Origin of the sequence: Klebsiella sp. HMSC16C06 (assembly GCF_001808325.1) — a bacterium.
GTDB classification, from domain to species: Bacteria; Pseudomonadota; Gammaproteobacteria; order Enterobacterales; family Enterobacteriaceae; genus Klebsiella; species Klebsiella variicola.
Genome location: NZ_KV792989.1, coordinates 31,910 through 54,509 on the forward strand (window position 1 = coordinate 31,910; position 22,600 = coordinate 54,509).

General features: G+C 60.1%; 21 protein-coding genes. 4 read left to right on the top strand and 17 right to left on the bottom strand.

The window, feature by feature from the left end:
- Positions 1-39: 39 nt before the first annotated feature.
- The 3 genes from HMPREF3142_RS06740 to HMPREF3142_RS06750 all read right to left on the bottom strand — a co-directional run bounded on the left by HMPREF3142_RS06740 (position 40) and on the right by HMPREF3142_RS06750 (position 4,139).
- Positions 40-876, bottom strand: a complete 837-nt coding sequence (locus tag HMPREF3142_RS06740; RefSeq protein WP_008804475.1) for a shikimate dehydrogenase family protein — start codon at positions 874-876, stop codon at positions 40-42.
- Between the two features lie 15 nt (positions 877-891).
- The gene (locus HMPREF3142_RS06745; RefSeq protein ID WP_012541401.1) at positions 892-2,214 is read right to left on the bottom strand and encodes an MFS transporter; all 1,323 of its coding nucleotides are present in this window, start codon (positions 2,212-2,214) and stop codon (positions 892-894) included.
- A 71-nt stretch (positions 2,215-2,285) separates the two neighbouring features.
- A complete protein-coding gene (locus HMPREF3142_RS06750; protein ID WP_070611884.1) occupies positions 2,286-4,139 on the bottom strand; it encodes a bifunctional sugar phosphate isomerase/epimerase/4-hydroxyphenylpyruvate dioxygenase family protein in 1,854 nt (617 codons plus the stop codon).
- Between the two features lie 126 nt (positions 4,140-4,265).
- On the opposite strand from HMPREF3142_RS06750, the gene HMPREF3142_RS06755 reads away from it, so the two are divergent.
- Positions 4,266-4,904 carry a TetR/AcrR family transcriptional regulator gene (locus tag HMPREF3142_RS06755; RefSeq protein ID WP_008804472.1) on the top strand — a complete coding sequence of 213 codons (639 nt, stop codon included), beginning with the start codon at positions 4,266-4,268 and terminating at the stop codon, positions 4,902-4,904.
- Between the two features lie 17 nt (positions 4,905-4,921).
- Here HMPREF3142_RS06755 and fumD read toward each other — a convergent pair whose 3' ends face one another.
- Together fumD and HMPREF3142_RS29330 are read right to left on the bottom strand one after the other, a co-directional pair.
- Positions 4,922-5,134 carry a fumarate hydratase FumD gene (gene fumD, locus HMPREF3142_RS06760; protein WP_012541399.1) on the bottom strand — a complete coding sequence of 71 codons (213 nt, stop codon included), beginning with the start codon at positions 5,132-5,134 and terminating at the stop codon, positions 4,922-4,924.
- Positions 5,135-5,370: 236 nt separating this feature from the next.
- The gene (locus HMPREF3142_RS29330) at positions 5,371-5,502 is read right to left on the bottom strand and encodes a hypothetical protein (RefSeq protein ID WP_004217210.1); all 132 of its coding nucleotides are present in this window, start codon (positions 5,500-5,502) and stop codon (positions 5,371-5,373) included.
- Between the two features lie 137 nt (positions 5,503-5,639).
- Here HMPREF3142_RS29330 and pykF point away from each other — a divergent pair, with 137 nt between their 5' ends.
- The gene (gene pykF, locus HMPREF3142_RS06765) at positions 5,640-7,052 is read left to right on the top strand and encodes a pyruvate kinase PykF (protein ID WP_012541397.1); all 1,413 of its coding nucleotides are present in this window, start codon (positions 5,640-5,642) and stop codon (positions 7,050-7,052) included.
- A 311-nt stretch (positions 7,053-7,363) separates the two neighbouring features.
- A complete protein-coding gene (locus HMPREF3142_RS06770; RefSeq protein ID WP_007374746.1) occupies positions 7,364-7,600 on the top strand; it encodes a major outer membrane lipoprotein in 237 nt (78 codons plus the stop codon).
- A 61-nt stretch (positions 7,601-7,661) separates the two neighbouring features.
- Here the strand turns inward: HMPREF3142_RS06770 and ldtE are convergent, their stop codons facing one another.
- The 8 genes from ldtE to HMPREF3142_RS06810 all read right to left on the bottom strand — a co-directional run bounded on the left by ldtE (position 7,662) and on the right by HMPREF3142_RS06810 (position 14,944).
- Positions 7,662-8,648 carry a L,D-transpeptidase LdtE gene (gene ldtE / locus HMPREF3142_RS06775; protein WP_012541396.1) on the bottom strand — a complete coding sequence of 329 codons (987 nt, stop codon included), beginning with the start codon at positions 8,646-8,648 and terminating at the stop codon, positions 7,662-7,664.
- A gap of 100 nt (positions 8,649-8,748) precedes the next feature.
- Positions 8,749-9,165 (bottom strand): cysteine desulfuration protein SufE, encoded by a 417-nt coding sequence (gene sufE, locus HMPREF3142_RS06780; protein ID WP_008804468.1) that lies wholly within the window; start codon positions 9,163-9,165, stop codon positions 8,749-8,751.
- 11 nt (positions 9,166-9,176) lie between these two features.
- Positions 9,177-10,397, bottom strand: coding sequence for a cysteine desulfurase SufS (gene sufS, locus HMPREF3142_RS06785; protein WP_070611886.1), 1,221 nt, complete (start codon positions 10,395-10,397; stop codon positions 9,177-9,179).
- Positions 10,394-11,668: a Fe-S cluster assembly protein SufD gene (sufD, locus tag HMPREF3142_RS06790; RefSeq protein WP_070611889.1), complete on the bottom strand. Its 1,275-nt coding sequence runs from the start codon at positions 11,666-11,668 to the stop codon at positions 10,394-10,396. The genes sufS and sufD overlap by 4 nt, the downstream gene beginning before the upstream one ends.
- Positions 11,643-12,389, bottom strand: coding sequence for a Fe-S cluster assembly ATPase SufC (sufC, locus tag HMPREF3142_RS06795; RefSeq protein WP_004184415.1), 747 nt, complete (start codon positions 12,387-12,389; stop codon positions 11,643-11,645). The genes sufD and sufC overlap by 26 nt, the downstream gene beginning before the upstream one ends.
- A gap of 16 nt (positions 12,390-12,405) precedes the next feature.
- On the bottom strand, positions 12,406-13,893 hold the full coding sequence (sufB, locus tag HMPREF3142_RS06800; RefSeq protein ID WP_070611891.1) for a Fe-S cluster assembly protein SufB: 1,488 nt from the start codon (positions 13,891-13,893) through the stop codon (positions 12,406-12,408).
- Positions 13,894-13,895: 2 nt separating this feature from the next.
- Positions 13,896-14,273 carry a Fe-S cluster assembly scaffold SufA gene (sufA, locus tag HMPREF3142_RS06805; RefSeq protein ID WP_008804464.1) on the bottom strand — a complete coding sequence of 126 codons (378 nt, stop codon included), beginning with the start codon at positions 14,271-14,273 and terminating at the stop codon, positions 13,896-13,898.
- A gap of 473 nt (positions 14,274-14,746) precedes the next feature.
- Positions 14,747-14,944 carry a hypothetical protein gene (locus tag HMPREF3142_RS06810; protein WP_004203090.1) on the bottom strand — a complete coding sequence of 66 codons (198 nt, stop codon included), beginning with the start codon at positions 14,942-14,944 and terminating at the stop codon, positions 14,747-14,749.
- A 379-nt stretch (positions 14,945-15,323) separates the two neighbouring features.
- Here HMPREF3142_RS06810 and lldD point away from each other — a divergent pair, with 379 nt between their 5' ends.
- Positions 15,324-16,508, top strand: coding sequence for an FMN-dependent L-lactate dehydrogenase LldD (gene lldD / locus HMPREF3142_RS06815; protein WP_008804462.1), 1,185 nt, complete (start codon positions 15,324-15,326; stop codon positions 16,506-16,508).
- A 55-nt stretch (positions 16,509-16,563) separates the two neighbouring features.
- Here the strand turns inward: lldD and HMPREF3142_RS06820 are convergent, their stop codons facing one another.
- From HMPREF3142_RS06820 to HMPREF3142_RS06835, 4 genes are all read right to left on the bottom strand, one after another.
- Positions 16,564-19,665: an efflux RND transporter permease subunit gene (locus HMPREF3142_RS06820; RefSeq protein ID WP_070611893.1), complete on the bottom strand. Its 3,102-nt coding sequence runs from the start codon at positions 19,663-19,665 to the stop codon at positions 16,564-16,566.
- Complete coding sequence (locus HMPREF3142_RS06825; protein WP_070611895.1) at positions 19,662-20,771, bottom strand: efflux RND transporter periplasmic adaptor subunit; 1,110 nt, start codon at positions 20,769-20,771, stop codon at positions 19,662-19,664. Before HMPREF3142_RS06825 ends, HMPREF3142_RS06820 begins: the two co-directional genes overlap by 4 nt.
- Before the next feature lie 74 nt (positions 20,772-20,845).
- Positions 20,846-21,460 carry a TetR/AcrR family transcriptional regulator gene (locus tag HMPREF3142_RS06830; protein WP_004143215.1) on the bottom strand — a complete coding sequence of 205 codons (615 nt, stop codon included), beginning with the start codon at positions 21,458-21,460 and terminating at the stop codon, positions 20,846-20,848.
- Positions 21,461-21,555: 95 nt separating this feature from the next.
- Complete coding sequence (locus HMPREF3142_RS06835) at positions 21,556-22,551, bottom strand: NAD-dependent epimerase/dehydratase family protein (RefSeq protein ID WP_070611897.1); 996 nt, start codon at positions 22,549-22,551, stop codon at positions 21,556-21,558.
- Between the last annotated feature and the right edge of the window lie 49 nt (positions 22,552-22,600).

The window sequence follows — 22,600 nt, forward strand, 5'->3', positions numbered from 1 at the left end:
CGGATAATATAACGCTATATTACCCGGTTTGCCGTCGTGTCAGTAGCGAATTTCCGCCAGCGCGCGCAGCTGCTCAGGGGTGGCTACCGGCAGGTCGAAAAAGCGCAGATAGGCGGGGATCATTTCAAACAACATGTCGGTCCCGCGCTGGATGTGGCACTGTCGCGCCTGAGCGGCCCTCAGCAGCGGGGTGTACTCCTGGGTCATGACGACCTCCCCCACCCAGGTGCCTGGCGCCAGACGGTCAACGTCCAGCGGCAGCGGATCGCTGGCCTTCATCCCCAGCGGGGTGGCATTGACCACCAGCTCGTGTCCGACAGGATCGTGCTGCATCAGGGTGATATCGAGCTGCGGATAGTGCTGATGCAGCCGTCCGGCGAGGGCGTGCGCCACCTCGGGCCGGGTATCGTACAGGGTCAGGGCGCTGACTCCCGCCGCGGCGAGAGAGGCGGCGATAGCCGATCCCACCCCGCCGCTGCCGACCACCAGCGCCCGCGTCCCCTGCGGATTAAACCCTTTACGACGCAGGCCCAGCACAAAGCCGTCGCCATCGAACATATCCCCGGAGAGGCTGCCGTCGGCCTCGCGACGGATGGCATTGCAGGCGCCAGCGATGGCCGCCGTCGGGCTCAGGCGCTGGACCAGATCGCAGGTGGCGATTTTATGCGGCATCGTCACCAGCGCGCCGATGATGTTGGTCATCGTAAACAGCGGCGGAATAAACGCGGCGTAGTCCTCCGGCCTGACCCCCATCGGCACCACCTTTACGTCCACCTGCTGGTCGACGAACCACGGGTTATAGATCATCGGCGCCTTAAAACTGGCGGTCGGATAGCCAAGGTGCGCTATCAGCCGCGTATTTCCACTAATCACCATGCCTTGCTCCTTTGCTTACTGCGATAACTCGATACGTTTGACGTCGCCGAGGATAAACAGATAGGCCACCACGCCCAGCAGCGCGGCGCCGCCGATGTAGATCAACGCGTAGAAGAAATTGCCGAACCCGGCAACGATAAAGCCGATCACCAGCGGGGTGAGGATCCCCGCGAGGTTGGCGCAGAAGTTAAACAGGCCGCCGGTCAGGCCGCCCAGCCCCTTCGGGGCAATATCGGAGATCAGCGTCCAGCCAAGCCCCACCATTCCCTGACCAAAAAAGGCAAACGACATCACCAGGATCACCGCCAGGTCGCTCTGCAGCCAGTTGGCGGTGATAATGCAGCTGGCCATCAGCAGACCGGCGACGATCGGCAGCTTACGGCCAAGGTTGGCCGACCCGGTGGCCTTGAGCAGTTTGTCGGAGATCCAGCCGCCAAACATCACCCCGCCCGCGGCGGCGACAAACGGCAGGATGGAGAAGAAGCCGACCTTCAGCCAGGGCATATGCCGCTCGGTGGCCAGCCAGGTCGGGAACCAGGTGAGAAAGAACACCAGCACGGTATTGCCGGCAAACTGGCCGATGCTGGCGCCGATGATCTGCCGCTTGCTCAGCAGCTGGCGGACCAGCGGCCAGCTGAACGCCACCTGCTGGTCCGTCGGGGCGCTCAGGCCGCCGCCGTTTTCGATATGCTCGCGCTCCTGCTGGCTGAGGCGCGGATCTTCATGCGGTTCGCGGTAGCAGCGCCACCACACCAGGGCAAACAGAATACCGACCGCGCCGACGCTGACGAACAGCACCCGCCAGCCAAAGCCGTCCATGATCCAGAACAGCAGCGGCGCAAAGCAGGCCAGCCCGAGGTATTCCCCTACCGTGTACACCGCTGTGGCTTTCGCCCGCTCATGCTGCGGGAACCAGGCGCTGACCACCCGGCTGTTGACCGGAAAGCACGGCGCTTCGCTAATGCCGAGCCCGAAGCGGCACAGCAGCAGTGTTTTCAGCCCCACCGCCATGCCGTGGAACAGGGTAAACAGCGACCACAGGGTCAGCGACAGAAAATAGGTCACTTTGTTGCCAAAGCGGTCAAGAAACAGCCCGCCGGGGATCTGCGCCAGGGCATAGGTCCAGGCAAAGGCGGAAAAAAGGATACCCATGATCGCCGGGTCGATCCCCAGCTCACCGGTGAGCTTTGGGGCGGCGATCCCCAGCACGGTGCGATCGAGGTAGTTGATCATGGTACCAATGGCCAACAGCGCAAGGATGCCGATGCGCCGCCGGGAGCGGCGCACGGTGACGGCAGGCTGGGCGGCAGCCGTCGGGTTAGGGCTATATGAGCTCATAGTCAGTTCCTGTCTCGGGTACAGAGGATGTTGTTATTGTGTTTAAAGCATAATGAACCATTTGATTCGGGCTAACAATACTGCATCGCCGCCAGACGGACGGCGGCATTCGCCGCGCCATAGAGCGCGTAACCGGCCCGTCGTTCGGTTAACTCAAAGAAAAAGCGCCCGGCGGTAAAGGGGCGGGTATAAAGATGCAGGAAGGCCCCGCCCTGCGGATCGCGGTCGTAGAGGAGCTGCCGCCGCTGCAGTTGCCCAACGTCCAGCTCGCCGCCGAAGCGCGCCAGCAGATCCTCATAATAATTGGCCGGGATCGGCAGCGCATGGCGGGCAACGTCGGCAAGCTGGTCGCAGGTGGCCGGCAGATCGCGGCAGGCAAAGGCCGCATGCTGCAGCCCTGCCCCCTGGTAGCAGGCGACCGAGCGGGCAATCTGCGTCGCCCGGCTCTGCGAAATATTCAGCGCCAGACGGATATCGCCCTGCGGGCTGCGCACCGCCAGACTGCGCACCAGTCCATACGGGTCCGGCAGCGTCTGCTCATGCTCAAGGGTAAAACCAAACACCGTGCGGAAGAACATCACCCAGTTGTCGCGGCTGTCGGCCTCCATCCCCAGCGCCAGATGGTCGATACCGAGATAATCCTCGCGCACCGTCAGTCCGTCGCGCAGATGAAAATCGCGCTCATAGATCCCTTCCCCGGCCTCGATGAGATAGATAAGGCTACCGTCCGGGGCGCAGATCGCCGGGATCGGCGTTTCGTTCGGCCCGGCATCGCCCTGCCAGGTGGCATACCCCAGCGCCCGGGCGCGGGCCACAATCGGCGCACTGCGATCGACCCGCAGCGCCATGGCGCACAGCGATACGCCGTGGCGTTGATAGAAATGATCGGCCCAGCTGTGGGGCTGATGGTTGATGACGATCCGCGCCCCGCCGTTGCGCCACAGCGTCACCTGTTTGGAGCGGTGGCTTCCCTCGTGCTGAAAACCCAGCGCCTGCAGATGCTGCCCCAGGCGCTGCGCCTCGGCGGCGCTGGCGGCAAACTCGATAAACTCCAGCCCGTGATAGACCGGCAGCGGCGGCGGTGAAAACAGATCGGCATCGCACGTCGGGAGCCGACGGCGGGTTTGCTCCTCCAGCCACAGCAGCGAACGATAACCATCTTTGGCCGTCGCGCCGTTCGGCGAGGCGCGAAAACCGTCATTAAAGATCTCCAGCGACCAGGGGCCGCGATAGCCGCAGCGGGTGACCTGCTCGGCAAACGGCTCCAGCGGCAGCTCGCCCTGCCCGGGGAAGCAGCGGAAATGGCGACTCCATTCCAGGAGATCCATTTTCATGTACGGCGCATCGGCGAGCTGAACAAAGGTGATTTTCTCCACCGGCACCGACGGTAGCGCGTCCAGCGTGTCGCCGCGAGCCAGAATATGGAAGCTGTCGAGCACCAGGCCCAGCGCCGGGCTGTCCACCCGCCGCACCCGCTCCCAGGCCTGCTGCCAGCGGTTCACATGGGTTCCCCAGGCCAGGGCCTCATAGCCGATGGTGATCCCCTCTTCTTCCGCCAGCGTGGCCAGCGCCCGCAGATCCGCGACCTGCAATTCGCTATCCGCCGAGCAGTCCGGCTGCACATTGCTGCACAGCAGCAGCGTGTCGCAGCCCAGCTCGTGCATCAGGGCAAACTTGCGCCGAGCGCGGGCTATATTCGCCGCAAACTGCGCCCGGCTGGCGCCTTCAAAATCGCGAAAGGGTTGAAAAAGCGTGATTTTTAACCCTAAATCGGCGGCAAGCTGGCGGATTTCCGCCGGCGTCCCCGTATAATAGAGCAGATCGTTCTCGAAAATTTCCACACCCTGATAGCCCGCCGCCGCAATAGCGTGCAGCTTCTCAGGCAGGGTGCCGGAAATCGAAACGGTGGCGATAGAGCGCAGCATAAGGTCCTCGGGTCAACAACTGACGTGAGCCTTGAATATGTATCATTTGGTTCATTTGCGCCATACTAGGTTGCTAAATTGTGATCATTATGTGTATTTTTTGTCACCCAAGAAAAAGGAGTTGCCATGACCGTCGTTGCTCATGATGAAGCACAATCCCTGAAGGCGCGGATTTTCAGCGCCGCTATCGCTGTTTTTGCTGAACACGGGCTGTCAGGCGCCCGCATGGAGCAGATCGCCACCGAGGCGCAGACCACCAAGCGCATGGTGGTTTACTACTTCAAAAGCAAAGAGCAGCTCTATCAGGAGGTGCTGCAGTATGTGTATGCGCGGATCCGCGAAACCGAGCAGCAGCTGGGGCTGGAGAATGTGCCGCCGGTGGAGGCGCTGGTGCGGCTGGTGCGCTGGAGCGTGCGTTATCACGCCACCCACGCGGACTATATGCGGGTGATTTGCATGGAGAATATGCAGCGCGGCAAGTGGTTACAAACCTCGGGTGAACTGAAACCGCTGAATCGTACCGCCCTGTCGATTCTGGAAGACATTTTACAGCGCGGCCAGCAGCAAGGTGTCTTTCAGGCGGGGCTCGAAGCACGCGATGTGCACCGGTTAATCAGCAGCTTCAGCTTTTATCAGGTGTCGAATTTCTACACCTTCAGCAGCCTGTACCTGGACGACCCGTTGCCCGCCATCGACGACGAAGCGATGGTGGCCCACCACTGTGACATTGCCGTCCGGGCGGTGATCCGCTTCGTGATTTCCTGACCCGCCGGCGAAAGACGTTAATGCCCTGAAAGGGCGTGAATGACTTTCTCCATGGCCTCCACGGTGAGCGCCGAACGCTGAATTTTGGCGTTCGCCAGCGAGGTGCGCAGTACGCCGGCAATGACAATGTGTTTCGGCTCCTGGCCCAGGTCTCGCATTTCCAGCACCACTTTACCCACCACGCGGCACATTTCCTGGTACAGCTCGTCGTCTTTGGCTTTATTTCCCATCTGGTTTTGCTCGCACTTTATTATTATCAATCAATTCATTATTGATAGATTTTTTCCGCAACGCAAATTATCCCCGGCGGAATGGGCCAATGGCGCATTTTACTGGTTCATCACGCGAGAAAAAGCGCCTTCCGCTGCCCCTTTGCCTGCCCGGTGATGAAAAAATGTGTTGCGTACTTTTATGCATAACGTGCCGGTTTTGTTACGCGTTTTGTCCATAATTTGAAACGAGGTTTTTATTTTCCTTTTTGATTTCGGCAGCGTATAATGCGCTTCGATTCTTTCTTGAATGGTTTCAGCGCATTGGACTGCATGATAAAACGCATAACACCTTGCCACATTTCATGGGCTGAACCGCCAGCACACATTCTTCTGCACGCTCCGGGGTTGTCACCTATCCTTAGGGCGTGGCTTAGCAACTTTCGTAATACAGGTTTGGCTCCCCGGCAGTGCGCCCGCGGAGCGAGAATTCCATATCCTTCACAACTTAAAGACTAAAACTGTCATGAAAAAGACCAAAATTGTTTGCACCATCGGTCCGAAAACCGAATCTGAAGAGATGCTGACCAAAATGCTGGAAGCCGGCATGAACGTGATGCGTCTGAACTTCTCCCACGGTGACTATGCGGAACACGGTCAGCGCATCCAGAACCTGCGCAATGTGATGAGCAAAACCGGTAAGAAAGCCGCTATTCTGCTGGACACCAAAGGCCCGGAAATTCGTACCATCAAGCTGGAAGGCGGCAACGACGTCTCATTGAAAGCAGGCCAGACCTTCACCTTCACCACCGATAAATCCGTCGTCGGCAACAACGAAATCGTTGCAGTGACCTACGAAGGCTTCACGTCTGACCTCACCGTCGGCAACACCGTTCTGGTGGACGATGGCCTGATCGGCATGGAAGTGACGGCTATCGAAGGTAACAAAGTTATCTGTAAAGTGCTGAACAACGGCGACCTTGGCGAGAACAAAGGCGTAAACCTGCCGGGCGTCTCCATCGCCCTGCCGGCGCTGGCTGAGAAAGACAAACAGGATCTGATCTTCGGTTGCGAACAGGGCGTGGACTTTGTCGCGGCCTCCTTCATCCGTAAACGTTCCGACGTCGTCGAGATCCGTGAGCACCTGAAAGCCCACGGCGGCGAAAACATCCAGATCATCTCCAAAATCGAAAACCAGGAAGGCCTGAACAACTTCGACGAAATCCTCGAAGCTTCCGACGGCATCATGGTTGCTCGTGGCGACATGGGCGTTGAGATCCCGGTTGAAGAAGTTATCTTCGCCCAGAAAATGATCATCGAAAAATGTATCCGCGCGCGCAAAGTGGTTATCACCGCGACTCAGATGCTGGACTCCATGATCAAGAACCCGCGTCCGACCCGCGCTGAAGCCGGCGACGTGGCCAACGCCATCCTCGACGGTACCGATGCAGTGATGCTGTCCGGCGAATCCGCGAAAGGTAAATACCCGCTGGAAGCCGTCACCATCATGGCCACCATCTGCGAACGTACTGACCGCGTGATGACCAGCCGTCTGGACTTCAATAACGACAATCGTAAACTGCGCATCACCGAAGCGGTGTGCCGCGGCGCGGTAGAAACCGCTGAGAAACTGGAAGCGCCGCTGATCGTTGTCGCCACCCAGGGCGGTAAATCCGCACGCGCTGTGCGTAAATACTTCCCGGACGCCACCATCCTGGCCCTGACCACCAACGAAACCACCGCTCGCCAGCTGGTGCTGAGCAAAGGCGTTGTGCCGCAGCTGGTGGAAGAGATCGCCTCTACCGATGACTTCTATCATCTGGGCAAAGATCTGGCGCTGAAAAGCGGCCTCGCGCGTAAAGGCGACGTGGTGGTGATGGTTTCCGGCGCATTAGTGCCGAGCGGTACCACTAATACGGCTTCCGTACACGTGCTGTAATAATTTACAGGTTAATTGGTTTTTTTTAATAAAGCGCCTCTCGGGGCGCTTTTTTTATTCATTGATTAGCTCTTCCTATTAAAAATGCAAATCGGAATTTACTATTTAATAAGAGATTATCTAAGATGAATCCGATGGAAGCGCGCTGTTTTCACTCGCCTTTTTCAGCGATTTTGTCCAATTCGATGCTTCTTTGAGCGAACGATCAAAAATAAGTGCGTTCAGGTAAAAAAAATATTCTCATCCCAAAAAACTTTGTGTAATACTTGTAACGCTACATGGAGATTAACTCAATCTAGAGGGTATTAATAATGAATCGTACTAAACTGGTACTGGGCGCGGTAATCCTGGGTTCTACTCTGCTGGCTGGTTGCTCCAGCAATGCTAAAATCGATCAGCTGTCTTCTGACGTTCAGACTCTGAACGCTAAAGTTGACCAGCTGAGCAACGACGTGAACGCAATCCGTTCCGACGTTCAGGCTGCTAAAGACGACGCAGCTCGCGCTAACCAGCGTCTGGACAACCAGGCTCACTCTTACCGTAAGTAAGAGTTCTGGTAATAAAAATGGCGCACTCTGTGCGCCATTTTTTTTGCCCTCAGCATGAGGGCTACTGGGTAAGCAGGCTGTTGTCTGACGGCGTGTTCTGCGCCGACAGCGTAGCTGGCGCACTCCCCGTCCCCGTGGACACCACCACCGGATATCCCGCCCTTCTCGACATCGCTTTTTTCAGCTGTGCATCATCGACCGCTTTATCCTCTGCGAAGGCGTGAAACGCCGCAGGCAGCGTGTAGGCGATGGTCCGGGTGTTTTCCCCTTCCGTCTGCGAAAGCGGCCTGTGGACCTCGACATAGCGTTTACCATCCGGTTCGACGGCAAACTTCACCGGCTGATTGATAATCCGTACCGGCGTCCCGGTTTTCACCTGGTTGAACAGCGCTTTGATGTCATCGGCGTTCATTCGCATACAGCCTGAGCTGACGCGTAAACCGACGCTGTCCGGCGCGTTGGTGCCATGAATCAGATATTCGCCGTTGCCATAGGCCAGACGCAGCGCGTAGCGCCCCAGCGGGTTGTACGGCCCGGCCGGGACCACCGCCGGTAACGTCACCCCTTTCTCCAGCGAACGCGCGCGAATGCCCGCGGTGGGCGTCCAGGTCGGGTTGGGGATCTTCTGCCCGATGCGGGTGGTCATCTCAGGCGTTTCCAGCCCTAACTGGCCGATACCCAGCGGATAGACCTGCACCTGATTCTCTCCCGGCGGGAAGTAATACAGCCGCAGTTCCGCAAGGTTGACGACAATCCCCTCTCGCGGTACGTCGGGGAGCAGCATCTGGGAGGGGATCAGGACCTGAGTACCTGGCTTCGGCTGCACCGGCGCGATGGTATCGTTGGCTTCGAGGATCAGCATCGCCGCGGTATCGAAATGGCGGGCGATCGCCTGCAGGTTGCGGTCTCCCTCCTGTACGGTCCAGTACTGGTTCTGGCCAATCAGCCGGCTGTTGGCGGGAGGAAGCGGGTAGTCGACGGCCCAGGCGGCCGAGGAGGCGCCAAGCGCGCTGAGAAGGGCTAAGGTGATCATCGTTTTGCGTTTCATACTGAGATTCCTTCTTTCGCTGATAAAACGCCAGGAGACTGAACGGCGGCAGGAGCAGAACCCCTACCGGACGTAACAGAATGAAATCTGCCTGTTTATTCTAGCTAATATTTGCGGCTTTCGCGCGGATCGCACGGATCATGGCTTCAAGCCCTTGCGAGCGGGAAGGCGTCAGGTGTTGGGTGAGCGCCATTTTTTCAAACCACGGGCGCACATCGAACTCGATGATATCCTGGGCGGTCATCCGATCATAAAGGATAAACACCACCGCAATCAGCCCTTTGACGATCGCCGCATCGCTGTCACCGCGCAGGGTGATAACGCCGGAGGGGTCCTGCGCCATCACAATCCACACCTGGCTTTGGCAGCCCTGAATAATGTTCTGCACGCTATGTTCTTCCGGGCTTAGCGGCGCCAGCCGCTGGCCCAGCTCAATGATATAGAGATACTTCTCTTCCCAGTTGGCGCAACGGCTAAAATTGCGCAACAGTTTGTCTTTGTCTGGTAGTGCCGCCATCGTCACGTCCTTTACCCTAATAATTTGTGGATCCGCTGCAGGCCGGCCACCAGGCGGTCCACCTCTTCCGTGGTATTGTACATCGCCAGCGAGGCCCGACACATAGCCGGTACCTGATACCGGGCCATCAGCGGCATGGCGCAGTGGTGCCCGGTTCGCACCGCGATACCGTAGTTGTCGAGGAAGCTGCCGACGTCATAGGCGTGATGCTGGCCGAGGTTAAAGGCGATCACCCCTTTGCGCTGCGCCGGCCCGTAGAGGATCAGATCCGGCACGGCGCGCAGAGCCTCCAGCGCATAGCGCATCAGGGTCTGCTCGTACTCCGCGATCTGCGTCAGCCCCAGTTGGCTGACGTAGGTCAGCGCCGCGCCGAGGCCAATGATCCCCCCGGTATTCGGCGTACCGGCCTCAAAGCGCCACGGCGCCCGGTTCCAGGTGGTGCCTTCCGTCAGGCTGACGGTGGCGATCATCGACCCGCCGCCTTCCCATGGCGCCATCGCCTGCAGTAGCTCGGAACGGCCATAGAGCACGCCGATCCCGGTCGGGCCATACAGCTTGTGTCCGGAGAAGACGTAGAAATCGCACCCCAGCGCCTGCACATCTACCGGGTGGTGCATCACCGCCTGAGCGCCATCCACCAGCACTTTCGCGCCATGCTGATGCGCAAGGGCAATCAGCGCCGCCAGCGGGTTTTCCGTCCCCAGCACGTTGGAGACCTCGGTTATCGCCAGCAGGCGGGTGCGCGGGTCAAACAGTCCCGGGACAACATCCAGTTGCAGTGTGCCGTCCGGGTTCAGGGGGATCACCCGCAGCTCAGCCCCGACGCGGGCGCACAGCATCTGCCACGGCACAATGTTGGCGTGGTGCTCCATTTCGCTGATGATGATGTTATCCCCGGCGCCGACGTTGGCGTTTCCCCAGCTGTTGGCCACCAGGTTGATACCCTCGGTGGTGCCGCGGACGAACACCACTTCCTCCGCCGACCCGGCGTTAAGGAAGGTGGCCACCTGCTGACGCACGGCTTCCATCCGCGCGGTGGCTTCCGCGCTGAGGGTATGGATGCCGCGGTGCACCGCCGCGTAGCCGTGGCGATAGAATTCCGCTTCGGCGCCGATCACCGCCTCCGGCTTCTGGGCACTGGCGGCGCTGTCGAGATAGGCCAGTGGCTGACCGTTGACCTCCCGGTTCAGTACCGGAAAATCGGCGCGAACCCGTTCTACTGAAAATGTCATACAGTGCCTCCCGGCAAACGCTGTCCAATCCGCGCCAGCACCTGCTCTCTGAGCGCATCGCTGCGGATAGCCTCGGTGAGCTCGGCGGCGAAGGCGTAGAGGATCATCTGCTGCGCCGCCTGCTGTTCGATACCGCGCGAGCGCAGATAGAACAGCTGTTCTTCATCAATGCGCCCGACGGTCGCCCCGTGGCTGCATTTCACGTCATCGGCGTAAATCTCCAGCTGCGGTTTAGTGTCGACCTCCGCCAGCCGCCCAAGCAGCAGATTGTTATTGGTCATCTGGCCGTCGGTTTTCAGCGCGTGCGGCGCGACGTTGATCAGCCCGTTAAACACCGCCCGACCCTTATCGCTGACGATGGTTTTGTGCAGCTGGCGGCTGTTGCAGTAGCCGACCTGATGGTCGAGCCAGGTGCGGCTGTCGCAGACCTCATTTTTCACCGGCATCGCCAGCGAATTGAGGCGCAGGTTGCTGTTTTCACCGCCCAGGCGGGTGCTGGTGTGATGACGCAGCACCTGGCCGCCGAGCAGGAAACTGCTGCTGAAGGCCGAGGCGTCGCGGCCCAGCAGCAGGTCGTTATGGGCGAAGTGGTAGCTGAGCGCGTTCTCAAACGCCAGCTTGATATGCTGGAGGTGCGCGTTATCGGCCACCGTCATGGTCAGTCGCCCGCCGGTGAAGTGCGGCTGCTCATTAAAGCTGAGGTAATGTTCGACCACGGTCGCCTCCGCCCCGCTTTCCAGCGCCAGGTGATGGCGATAGTGGGCGGTATTCAGCGCATCGCCGGCCAGACCGCGGGTGATATGCATCAGCAGCAGCGGCTTATCCAGGCGGCGGTTGCGCGGTACGCGAAGGCGGGCCACCGTCTGCGCCAGGCTTTCGGTCAGATGGAGAAACACCTCCGGATGCAAAGCATCCGGCAGATGCTGGCGTTGGTTATCGACGCTGACCTCCACGCCGCTGGCGGCGAGATCGTCGCTCAGCTCAGGATGATAGCGGCCATCGATAAACACCAGCCGCCAGGCGTCCAGCGGCAGCGCCAGCGCATCACGCTGTTCAGCGCTGAGCGATGCCCCCTCGTCGGCGACAAAGTGACCGTTCAGTAGCGCATCCAGCGGGGTGTATTTCCAGTCCTCGTGCTTACGTGTCGGCAGCCCCAGGCGCAGCAGCTGCTGCAGATGCTGGGTGGCCTCCGCCGTACGCTGGCCGCCCTGCGCTTCAAACAGGTGGTGCCATTGCTGCAGCGCGTTACTGCTGTTCGGTAAGCCAGCCATAGCCCTGCTCCTCCAGCTGTTTGACGAGGGTGAAATCCCCCGACTTCACGATCCGCCCCTGATACAGAACATGGACGTAGTCCGGCTTGATATAGTCAAGAATGCGCTGATAGTGGGTGACAATGATGAAGGCGCGTTTGCCGTCGCGTAGCGAGTTGACACCTTCCGAGACAATCTTCAGTGCATCAATATCCAGCCCGGAATCTGACTCATCAAGAATGCACAGCTCCGGCTCCAGCACCGCCATTTGCAGAATATCGTTACGCTTTTTCTCACCGCCGGAGAAGCCAACGTTCACCGAGCGGGTCAGCAGATCTGCCGGCATCTGCAGCAGCCTGATTTTCTCTTCCATCAGATCCTGGAAGTCGAAGCGATCCAGCGGCTCCTGGCCGCGATAGTTGCGCACGGCATTCAGCGCGGTCTGCAGGAAGAACTGGTTGCTGACGCCGGGAATTTCCACCGGATACTGGAAGGCCATAAAGATACCTTCTCCGGCGCGATCTTCCGGGGCAAGTTCCAGCAGGTCTTTACCCTTAAATTCGACGCGGCCGCCGGTCACCTCGTAATCCTCACGCCCGGCCAGGGTGGCCGAAAGCGTACTTTTCCCCGAGCCGTTTGGCCCCATAATGGCGTGGACCTCCCCCGGGCGCACCTCAAGGTTCAGCCCGCGCAGGATCGCTTTATCTTCGACGGCGACGTGTAAATCTTGAATACTTAACATCTTTTTTCCTTAATTATCAGCCGACGCTATGTTCAAGGCTAATGGCCAGCAATTTTTGCGCTTCGACGGCGAACTCCAGCGGCAGTTCGGAGAAGACGTCTTTACAGAAACCGTTGACGATCATCGAGATGGCATCGTCTTCGCTGATCCCGCGCTGCAGGCAGTAGAACAGCTGATCTTCGCCAATCCGCGAAGTGGTCGCTTCATGTTCCAGCTGGGCGCTGTTGTTGCGGCATTCCACATACGGGAAGGTATGCGCCCCGCAGTCCGGGCCGATCAGCATCGAATCGCACTGGGTGAAGTTGCGGGCGTTAGTCGCGGTCGGCATGATTTTGACCAGCCCGCGATAGCTGTTCTGGCTGTGTCCGGCGGAGATCCCTTTCGAGATGATGGTCGAGCGGGTGTTCTTGCCGATATGGATCATTTTGGTGCCGGTGTCCGCCTGCTGGTGACCGCTGGTCAGCGCTACCGAGAAGAATTCGCCGATCGAGTTATCGCCGCGCAGGATGCAGCTGGGGTATTTCCAGGTGATGGCCGAGCCGGTTTCCGACTGGGTCCATGACATCTTGCTGTTCTCCCCTTCGCACAGCGCGCGCTTGGTGACGAAGTTGAGAATGCCGCCGGTGTTGTTGTCGCCGGGGAACCAGTTCTGCACTGTGGAGTATTTCACTTCCGCATCTTTATGAATGATGACTTCAACGACCGCCGCATGCAGCTGATAGCTGTCGCGCACGGGCGCCGAGCAGCCCTCAATATAGCTGACGTAGCTGCCTTCATCGGCCACCAGAATGGTGCGTTCAAACTGCCCGGTCTTTTCGGCGTTGATGCGGAAATAGGTCGACAGCTCCATCGGGCAGCGGACGCCCTTCGGCACATAGATAAAGGTGCCATCCGAAGCCACCGCGGCGTTCAGCGCGGCGAAGAAGTTGTCATTGCCTGGCACCACGGTACCCAGATACTTTTTCACCAGTTCCGGATGGTCGTGGATCGCCTCGCCGAAAGAACAGAAGATGATCCCCTGCCCCGCCAGCTTTTCGCGGTAGGTGGTCGCCACCGACACGGAGTCGAATATGGCGTCCACCGCCACCTCGCGCCCTTCACGTACCGGCACGCCCAGCTGGTTAAAGGCTTCTTCCACCTCGCTGGTCAGGAAGGTGTTGGCCCCGGTCTGCTGCACCGCGCCCGGCTCTGAAGCGCAGGTCTCATCGCAGTTGCCGCAGGAGGGGGCGGAATAGTAGCTGTAGTCCTGATAATTCAGCTTATCGTAATGCGCCTTCAGCCAGTGCGGCTCCTCCATCTCCAGCCATGCCCGGAAAGCATTGAGCCGAAACTCCAGCATCCACTGCGGCTCATTGCGACGGGCGGAAATGGCCCGGACCACCTCTTCATTAATCCCTTTGGCCAGCTCATCGGTCTGCAGCCGGGTGAAAAAGCCCTCTTTATAATTGAGCGGGCCGCCGGTCCAGGTTTTGACATCGTCAGTTGCTTCAGTATTACGCGACATAGTTACTCCGCCTGCACCCCAAAACTTTCGCCACAACCGCACTCGTGCTGTGCTTTCGGGTTATGAAATTTAAAGATTTCATTTAAACCTTCCCGGACGTAATCGAGCTCCGTACCGTCAATGAACGGCATCGCCTGCAGCGGCGCCCACAGTTTCGCCCCGTCATGTTCAAAGAGCAGATCGTCGGCTGCCGGCTCGGCAATCATTTCGAGCACATAGCCAAAACCGGCGCAGCCGCTGGTTTTTATCCCCAGCCGCAGCCCTTTTTTGTCCGGTTGCTTGCGCATCAGATCGCGAATATGCGCGGCAGCGGCCGGCGTCATGGTCAGTCCCTGCCAGCTAAAATCGGCGGGATTAAAGGTTCCTGCTTGTACTTCCATCGATAGACCTCCAGGTTGGCGCCATCAAGGCATACCGCCATGTTAGTGATAATGATTATCACTTCAACCCATCTGCAGCAGGGGTATTGCCCCATTTAGCGCTTTTTATAAGCATAGACCCTCGCCCGGGGATTATCAGGGTGTGCAGGGTGAACTTAATCTTTTGATTTATAATATGTTATTCTGAAATCGTTCTATATTCGCACGCAATGGTAAAGATGTATCGAAAATACCGATTTATGCAATAGCAGATGACCCGGTTCCTGTTTATCGCACAGCCTGGAGAAGGAAAAGTGACAGTGTCACCTAAAGGCCAACAAGGCCGAGAAGGCGCAGGTCCGGTGGTCAGGATAAGAAAGCGCCAGTCCGTGACGCTTTCGGAAAGCAACAATCGCCGCTCGCCAGGCCGCGATCCAGGGAATGAAAACTGTGATGAAACGGGTAAATGGATTGCCAGGCAGGGTCGCGGTTGGCTAGGTGCCTTTTCTGACCAGGCGGGCGGCCTGAACAAAAACCTCATCTTCCACCCCGTCCCCCTTCTGTCTGCCCAGTCTCACCAGTTCATCCACGATACTCCCCTGATTAATCTGCTTCTGTGTAGCCACTAAGCTAATGACCGCCGCGCCGATGGCCATGCCAATCAATGCCGTTTGTTCATCTTTATCTTTCATGGTGTCGCTCCGTCTGTCCTCCAGAGAAAGGCTAGCAAAAGATACCACCAGCTCAATTTCAAATTCATCTTCTTTACACCTCCCGGAAAACGCAGGCGCCGCGCTGACCTCTCCTTCCCCCTGGTGGCGATGGCGCAAAGCGCTGCCGCCTCATACCGGGTCTTTATTTTGCCAGCTTCACGTTGCGCGGAAATAAATAAAAATAACGCGCGCGCCGAAGAGTAAAAAAAGGAAATAACAGCCTCAGCGATAAAACCAGATTATTCCAGCAGGGAATAGCTGGGATGCTAATATTTCATTTCCCCACCGGTTTTTAGAAGCCTATAGTTTTTTTGCCTGCAGAACATCCACTTAGGTTAAAAGACATAAGGACATAATAATGATTGTTTCAGCCCCCAGCGATTATCGCGAAGCCGCTCGTCGCCGTCTGCCCCGCTTCCTTTTTGATTATATTGACGGTGGCGCGGTGGCGGAAAATACCATGAACGCCAACGCCACCGAGCTTGCTTCGGTAGCCCTTCGCCAGCGCGTGCTGTGCGGGGCGGGCGAACCGACGCTGGCCACCACGATCCTTGATGCCTCATGGGCGATGCCCGTGGCGCTGGGGCCCGTCGGCGCCACCGGGATGTACGCCCGCCGCGGCGAAGTTCAGGCGGCCCGCGCCGCCTCCCGCGCCGGGATCCCGTACACCCTGTCCACGGTGTCGGTCTGCTCGATTGAAGAGGTCGCGAGCCAGGCCAGCGGCGCGCTCTGGTCCCAGCTGTACGTGCTGAAAGATCGCGGCTACATGCGTAATGCGCTGGAGCGCGCGTGGGCCGCCGGCATGAAAACCCTGGTATTCACCGTCGATATGCCGATCCCCGGCTCGCGGTATCGGGATAATCGCTCAGGCATGTCCGGGCCGCACGCCACCCTGCGACAGTATCTCCAGGCCTGTACTCATCCACGCTGGGCAATGAACGTCGGGCTGGCGGGCAGGCCCCTGTCGTTCGGTAATATCGAAGCCTACACCGGACACAAAATGACCATGGACGACTATATGGGGTTCATCAGCAACAATTTCGACCCGTCCATCGCCTGGCACGATCTGGAGTGGATCCGCGACAGCTGGCAAGGGAAATTAATCATCAAAGGGATCCTCGATGCCGACGATGCGCGCAATGCCGTGCGCCTCGGCGCCGATGGCATTGTGGTGTCGAATCATGGCGGCAGACAGCTCGATGGCGCCATCCCCACTGCCCGGGCGCTACCAAGGGTGGTGGATGCGGTTGGCGACGATCTGACGGTGCTTGCTGATTCCGGGGTGCGCTCCGGCGTGGACGTCATTCGCCTGCTGGCCCTCGGCGCGAAGGGCGTACTGCTCGGACGGGCCTATATTTATGCCCTGGCCGCGGCGGGCGAAGCGGGCGTGGCGCATCTGCTGCGCTTATTTGCCGAGGATATGAAGGTCACCATGACCCTCACCGGCGCGACCTCGCCATCGGCCATCAGCCTCGATTGCCTTGACCGTCTCGAACAGGATCAACATCGCACTCATGCGGTGCCGGTATCCTTACCCGCCTGACGCTGCCCAGGGCCGGGCCTGACCGCGTTTATCGGCCAGGTCCGGCAAGAGGGAATTACCCCTGCGGGTGCAGCGCCGGGTGTTGCACAGCGTCAGCCGGGGGCTGAGGTCGGATGCGGAACCAGATCGCGTACATGGCCGGCAGGAAAATAAGGGTCATGATGGTTCCCCCCAGCGTCCCGCCAATCAGCGTATAGGCGAGCGTTCCCCAGAAGACCGAATGGGTGAGCGGAATGAACGCCAGGATCGCCGCCAGCGCGGTCAGCAGAACCGGGCGGGCGCGCTGCACCGTCGCCTCCACCACCGCGTGGAACGGATCGAGCCCTGCCTGTTCGTTGTGGTGGATTTGGCCAATCAGGATCAGCGTATTGCGCATCAGGATCCCCGACAGGGCGATCAGACCCACAAGGGCATTGATGCCAAACGGCTGATTGAACAGCAGCAGCGTCGGCACCACGCCAATCAGCCCCAGCGGCGCGGTCAGGAAAACCATGACCATCGCCGACAGCGAACGCACCTGCAGGATAATGATCAGCAGCGTGAGGGCGATCATGATGGGAAATAACGGCATCATCGCCCGGGTGGCTTTGCCTGACTCCTCGATCGACCCCGCCGTCTCGATGCGATACCCCGGCGGCAGCGAGTCGATAATGGGTTGCAGCGGTTTCATCAGCGCGCTGGAGACATCCGGCGGCTGCAGGGTATCCGCGACATCTCCGCGGACGGTGATGGTCGGCGTGCGATCGCGACGGCGAAGCAGCGGGTCCTCCATTCTGATCGACACGTCGCCAATCTGTGACAAGGGAACCCGCTGCCCGCCGCTGCCCACCAGGGTGAAGTCGGCGATTTTCGCCGGATCCAGACGGATATCGCCCGCCGCGCGGCCGATGACCTGCACGGCGCGAATATCTTCCCGAACGGTGGTGATGGGGATCCCTGACAGCAGGAACTGCAGCTGCTGGGCGACGGACTGGGAGCTGAGTCCGCTCGCCTGCAGCCGGTCCTGATTGAGGCTGAAATGCATCACCGGCACCCGCGAACCCCAGTCGGTATTGACGGTGCGCATCAGCGGACTGGTCTGCAGCACCGATTTAACCCGTTCGGCGATGTCGAGCAAGGTGTGCGGATCGGGCCCCATCACCCGCCAGGCAACCGGATAGGGCGAATAAGGGCCAAAGACCAGCTGAGTGACGCGCACCCGCGCTTCCGGCGCCAGGCCATTGGCCACCGCCTCCCGCAGCCGCCGCTTGAGCGCCTCGCGGGCGTCCTGACCGTCGGTCAACACCACCAGTTTGGCAAAGGAGGGATCGGGCAACTCCGGGGCCATCGCCAGGTAAAAGCGCGGCGCGCCCTGGCCAATATAGCTGGTGACAATCTTCGCCTCCGGCTGCTGCTGCAGCCAGTGCTCAATTTTCGCCGTCGCGGCGCTGGTCTGGATAATCGACGACCCGTAAGGCATCTGTACTTCAACCAGTACTTCCGGACGATCGGAGGTGGGGAAAAACTGCTTTTTCACCGCGCTCATTCCCAGTATCGCCACCATAAACAGCACCACCACGCTGGCGGCCACGCGCCATTTGCGGGCGATAACCCGGGTCAGCAGCCGACGGAAACGCTGATAGCGTGGGGTGTCATACAGCGCGGCGTGGCCTGCCGCCGCGGGCTTTCTGTCCGGCAACAGGTGCACCCCCAGCCAGGGGGTAAAAATCACCGCCACGATCCAGGAGGCAATCAGCGCGATACCGACGATCCAGAACACGTTGCTGGCGTACTCCCCGGCGGTGGACTGCGCAAATCCATTGGGCATAAAGCCCACGGCCGTCACCAGGGTACCGGCCAGCATGGGCGCCGCGGTATGGCTCCAGGCATAGGCGGAGGCTTTGAGGCGGTCGTACCCCTCCTCCATTTTGACCACCATCATTTCGATGGCAATGATGGCATCATCCACCAGCAGGCCCAGGGCGAGGATCAGCGAGCCGAGAGTGATGCGGTCGAAGTTTTTGCCGGTCGCCTCCATCACCACAAACACCACGGCCAGGGTTAAAGGCACCGCCGCCGCGACCACCACCCCCACGCGCCACCCCATGCTGACAAAGCACACCGCCATCACCACCAGCAGGGCGACAAAGAATTTGATCATGAACTCATCGACCGCGGCGCTGATATTCACCGACTGATCGGTCACCTTGGTCAACGACATGCCGAGCGGCAGGCTCTGATTGATGCTGGTCGTTTCGGCGTCCAGCGCTTTCCCCAGCGCCAGACCATTCCAGCCCTCGCGCATCACCACCCCCAGCAGCAGCGCCGGTTCGCCCTGATTGCGGATCAGGAAGGTCGCGGGATCTTCATACCCTCGCTCAACCGTGGCGACATCGGCCAGTTTCAGCGTTCTGCCCCCGGCAGTAATCGGCGTGTCGCGGATCTGCTGCAGGCGGTCGAACGCCCCGTCGAGGCGGATAAAGATCTGCCCGCCCCGGGTCTCAATGGCCCCGGCAGCGGTCAGCACATTCTGGCTGTTCAGCGCGGCAAAAATCGCCTCTGGCGAAAGGCCCAGGGTGGCGAGACGATCATGAGAAAAGGAGAGATAAATGCGCTCCGCCTGTTCGCCGAGGATATTCACTTTTTTCACTCCGGGTACATGCAGCAGCTGCTGGCGCAGGGCTTCAGCGTCACGCACCAGCTGCCGCGGCGGCTCTCCCCGCGCTTTCAGAGCAAAGAGGGCAAAGGTGACATCGGCGAATTCGTCATTCATCATCGGGCCGGAGACGCCGGCAGGCAGGTTTTTCGCCTCATCCCCGAGCTTTTTGCGCGCCTGATAAAACTGCTCCGGCACCTCGGACGGCGGGGTCTGATCCTGCAGCGATAACGTGATCAACGCCATACCAGGGCGGGTATAGGTCTCCGTGCGATCGTACCACTTCAGCTCCTGGAGCCGTTTTTCCAGCGGCTCGGCGACCTGATCCTGCATCTCCTGCGCGGTGGCGCCGGGCCAGACGGTAATGACCGTCATTTGCTTGACCGTGAAGGGCGGATCTTCCGCCCGCCCGAGTCCGAAGAACGCCACCAGCCCGGCGACGGAGATGAGGATAATCAAAAACAGGGTCACCGACCGCTCGCGGACGGCCAGCGCGGAGAGATTAAAACGCCCGGCGCTCATGGCTGGCTCCCGGCGGCATTATGCTCGCGTCGTTCCGCCAGACGCACCGCCTCGCCCTGGTGCAGAAGATGGGCGCCCAGGGCGACGATGGGCTCGCCGGGCTTCAGCGGGCCGGTCACCCGCGCCGTTTCATCATTCAGGCCGAGCACGGTCACCGGTTGCCAGGAGACGGTGGCCGGACGCGAGGCAATGCGCCAGACGCCAGGGCCGTTGCCCGGATCGTAGAGCGACGCCAGGGGCACCTCCAGCACCTGGCCTGGCGCCAGGTCGCTGCCGATACGTAGGGTCACGGTAGACCCCAGCGGCGCATTCGCCAGCGCCCCGTTCAGCACATAGCGCGCTTCAAAGGTGCGGGTGGTGGCGTCAGCCGCGTCCGAAAGCAGTCGCAGGGTCGCCGTGACCGGCTGAGATTCGCTGCCATAGCGTGTCGCCAGCGCCTCGCTGCCGACCGCCGGGCGCAGCGTCTCCGGAAGCTGCACCCGCGCTTCGCGCTGCCCCGCCCGCGCCAGGCGGATCACCACCTGTCCGGCGCTGACCACCTGCCCCGGTTCGGCAAGCGTTTCCACCACCACGCCGTCAGCGTCCGCCAGCAGTCCGGCATAGCCGGTGGCGTTTTGCGCCACATTGGCCTGCGCCTGGGCCGCGCTCAGGTCGGCTCTCGCCGCCTCTGCCGCTGCGTTAACCTGGTCGAATTCCGCGGCCGAGACGGCGCCACTCGCCACCAGGCCGCGATAGCGGGCCAGATCGTTGGTCGCCTTTTTGGCTCGCGCCCGCGCGGCATCCACGGCCCGCTGTTGAGACTGCGCCTGCAAGGTTAAATCAGCCGGATCCAGACGCAGCAGCAGTTGACCGCGCTTGACGCTCTGCCCGGTCTCCACCAGCCGGGCAAGGATTTTTCCCGATACCCGGAAGCCGAGATCGCTTTGGGTACGAGCGACCACCACGCCGGTAAAGGCCCGCGAGCTGGCCTCCGCGCGCTCGACGGTCGCCACCCGGACCAGCGGCGGCCGGGTGCGGGGATCGTCATGATCGGCAGGTTCGCCGCAGCCCGCGAGGGCCAGCGGCAGGAGGCAGACGGCAAGATGGACGGCATTGAGCCTGAGCATGGGTCACCTTAATGAAAAGACCGGACAGTGACCGCATTCTCAGACGAGTGACCAATAAAGTCAATAGTCACTAATCAGGGGGAGAGACTTCTCAGGATCAGGGAGGCAAGCAGCACCGCCGCGGTGGGCGCGGTGTCGAGATTGTATTGCAACTGCACCGGGTTGATGAAAGGACACATCACCATATAGACCGCCAGGGTCGCCTCATCCAGCGGGGTTTTGCGCTCGAACTCACCCGCCTGGCGGCCTTCGACAAGGATTTGACCAATCAGCTGCTGCAGATGACCGGCATACTGTTCCGTTGAAGGCCATTTATCGCGCGCTGCGACGGCGGCGATGTCGTACAGTTTGCGATCCTCGAAAAACAGTTCACTGCCGGCCTCGGTCAGTGCCCGGAACAGGCGGCGCAGTTTCTCGCTGGCGGACGGCGCATCGGCGATAGCCGCGCTGACGGCCACCATGATCTTCTCCAGCCGGCTGGCGCAAATCGCCTCGCCAATCGCCTGCTTGGAGTCAAAGAATTTATAGATATAGGCTTTGGAAAAGCCTATCGCTTTGGCGAGATCGGTGACCGTCGTTTTCTCATAGCCATAGCGACTAAAGTGCGCCATGGCCGCGTCAAGAATCTGGTCCCGAACGCTGTGGTCATGGGGACCACGGCTTGCAGGGGTGGGGGTATTTTTCGTCATCCGTTTAGCTTAATGCGATCGCTATCGTTTGACAACGAGTGACGTTATTATGATTTGGTCACAATAACGCCCCGCTCTGTGATCCTCTTGCCGCGTTACGCCTCGCGCACCTCGGTGTTTATCGCGCCGGCGGGCAGACAACCCAGGCCTTGCAGCGTCTGAAGCACCGCGCTGTCGAGTGGGGTATGCGGCTCCGCGCCTAAAAAATCAACCAGTTTATCGTTGCGCAGGCGTACCGGCAGACGCCAGAGATAGTGCATCTCGACCATTTCCCGCAGGGTGGCGTTGAAGGGCGCCGCCAGCTTTACCAGCCACCAGGGAAAAGACTTCACTGCCGCTCGGCCGCCATAGCGGGCGACCACCCGCTGGATCGCCTGACTCATTTCGCTGCCGTCCGGGTCCCAGTGGCCCTGCATATGAAAGCGAGCAAACGGCTCAAGCTCATGCCTGCGGGCCAGCAGCGCGGCGATGGTGTCGGCGACGTCGGGCAGATAAGCCCACTGATGCCCGACGCCGATCGCCCCCGGGCGGCTAATGACGCGGGGAAGCTGCCCGGGCTTGACCAGCCCCTGAGAAAACCAGTTATTTCCGGCGCGTGGACCAAAAAAATCGCCCGCCCGAACAATCAACGCCCGGCCACCACGCTGCACGTAATCCTCCAGCGCCTGCTCCATCTCTACCCGAATAGCGCCTTTACGGGTCACCGGTTGCTGAGGGGCCGCTTCATCAATCAGCGGAAAGGCATCCGGTCCATAGTTGTAGACCGTGCCGGGCAGAACAACTAACGCCCGCTGTTGTTCGGCGGCCTGCAGGGTGTTGTGCAGCATGGGCAGTACCTGCTGCCGCCAGTGCCGGTAGCCCGGCGGATTGACCGCATGGACGATAACGTCGCAACCGGCAGCCGCCGCGGCAACCTGCCCGGCATTCAGCGCGTCGCCGGCTATCCACTGCATGCCATCTGCGGGACCGCGAATCTGAGCGCCGCGCTTCAGCGCCCGAACCTGCCAGTTGTCCGCCACCAGCCGGCGCGCCACTTCCCCGCCAATCCCCCCGCTTGCTCCCAGAATAAGTACTTTGCCGCTGCTGTTCATCCTCTTTCCCCGTTCGCTAATGGATGCTTGACAGCCTACCTGCCGCTCA

What these genes read in the sequence shown, in the direction of transcription:
- HMPREF3142_RS06740 (WP_008804475.1), bottom strand. Translation starts at nt 876, where the DNA reads ATGGTGATTAGTGGAAATACGCGGCTGATAGCGCACCTTGGCTATCCG.
- HMPREF3142_RS06745 (WP_012541401.1), bottom strand. Translation starts at nt 2,214, where the DNA reads ATGAGCTCATATAGCCCTAACCCGACGGCTGCCGCCCAGCCTGCCGTC.
- HMPREF3142_RS06750 (WP_070611884.1), bottom strand. Translation starts at nt 4,139, where the DNA reads ATGCTGCGCTCTATCGCCACCGTTTCGATTTCCGGCACCCTGCCTGAG.
- HMPREF3142_RS06755 (WP_008804472.1), top strand. Translation starts at nt 4,266, where the DNA reads ATGACCGTCGTTGCTCATGATGAAGCACAATCCCTGAAGGCGCGGATT.
- fumD (WP_012541399.1), bottom strand. Translation starts at nt 5,134, where the DNA reads ATGGGAAATAAAGCCAAAGACGACGAGCTGTACCAGGAAATGTGCCGC.
- HMPREF3142_RS29330 (WP_004217210.1), bottom strand. Translation starts at nt 5,502, where the DNA reads ATGTGTGCTGGCGGTTCAGCCCATGAAATGTGGCAAGGTGTTATGCGT.
- pykF (WP_012541397.1), top strand. Translation starts at nt 5,640, where the DNA reads ATGAAAAAGACCAAAATTGTTTGCACCATCGGTCCGAAAACCGAATCT.
- HMPREF3142_RS06770 (WP_007374746.1), top strand. Translation starts at nt 7,364, where the DNA reads ATGAATCGTACTAAACTGGTACTGGGCGCGGTAATCCTGGGTTCTACT.
- ldtE (WP_012541396.1), bottom strand. Translation starts at nt 8,648, where the DNA reads ATGAAACGCAAAACGATGATCACCTTAGCCCTTCTCAGCGCGCTTGGC.
- sufE (WP_008804468.1), bottom strand. Translation starts at nt 9,165, where the DNA reads ATGGCGGCACTACCAGACAAAGACAAACTGTTGCGCAATTTTAGCCGT.
- sufS (WP_070611886.1), bottom strand. Translation starts at nt 10,397, where the DNA reads ATGACATTTTCAGTAGAACGGGTTCGCGCCGATTTTCCGGTACTGAAC.
- sufD (WP_070611889.1), bottom strand. Translation starts at nt 11,668, where the DNA reads ATGGCTGGCTTACCGAACAGCAGTAACGCGCTGCAGCAATGGCACCAC.
- sufC (WP_004184415.1), bottom strand. Translation starts at nt 12,389, where the DNA reads ATGTTAAGTATTCAAGATTTACACGTCGCCGTCGAAGATAAAGCGATC.
- sufB (WP_070611891.1), bottom strand. Translation starts at nt 13,893, where the DNA reads ATGTCGCGTAATACTGAAGCAACTGACGATGTCAAAACCTGGACCGGC.
- sufA (WP_008804464.1), bottom strand. Translation starts at nt 14,273, where the DNA reads ATGGAAGTACAAGCAGGAACCTTTAATCCCGCCGATTTTAGCTGGCAG.
- HMPREF3142_RS06810 (WP_004203090.1), bottom strand. Translation starts at nt 14,944, where the DNA reads ATGAAAGATAAAGATGAACAAACGGCATTGATTGGCATGGCCATCGGC.
- lldD (WP_008804462.1), top strand. Translation starts at nt 15,324, where the DNA reads ATGATTGTTTCAGCCCCCAGCGATTATCGCGAAGCCGCTCGTCGCCGT.
- HMPREF3142_RS06820 (WP_070611893.1), bottom strand. Translation starts at nt 19,665, where the DNA reads ATGAGCGCCGGGCGTTTTAATCTCTCCGCGCTGGCCGTCCGCGAGCGG.
- HMPREF3142_RS06825 (WP_070611895.1), bottom strand. Translation starts at nt 20,771, where the DNA reads ATGCTCAGGCTCAATGCCGTCCATCTTGCCGTCTGCCTCCTGCCGCTG.
- HMPREF3142_RS06830 (WP_004143215.1), bottom strand. Translation starts at nt 21,460, where the DNA reads ATGACGAAAAATACCCCCACCCCTGCAAGCCGTGGTCCCCATGACCAC.
- HMPREF3142_RS06835 (WP_070611897.1), bottom strand. Translation starts at nt 22,551, where the DNA reads ATGAACAGCAGCGGCAAAGTACTTATTCTGGGAGCAAGCGGGGGGATT.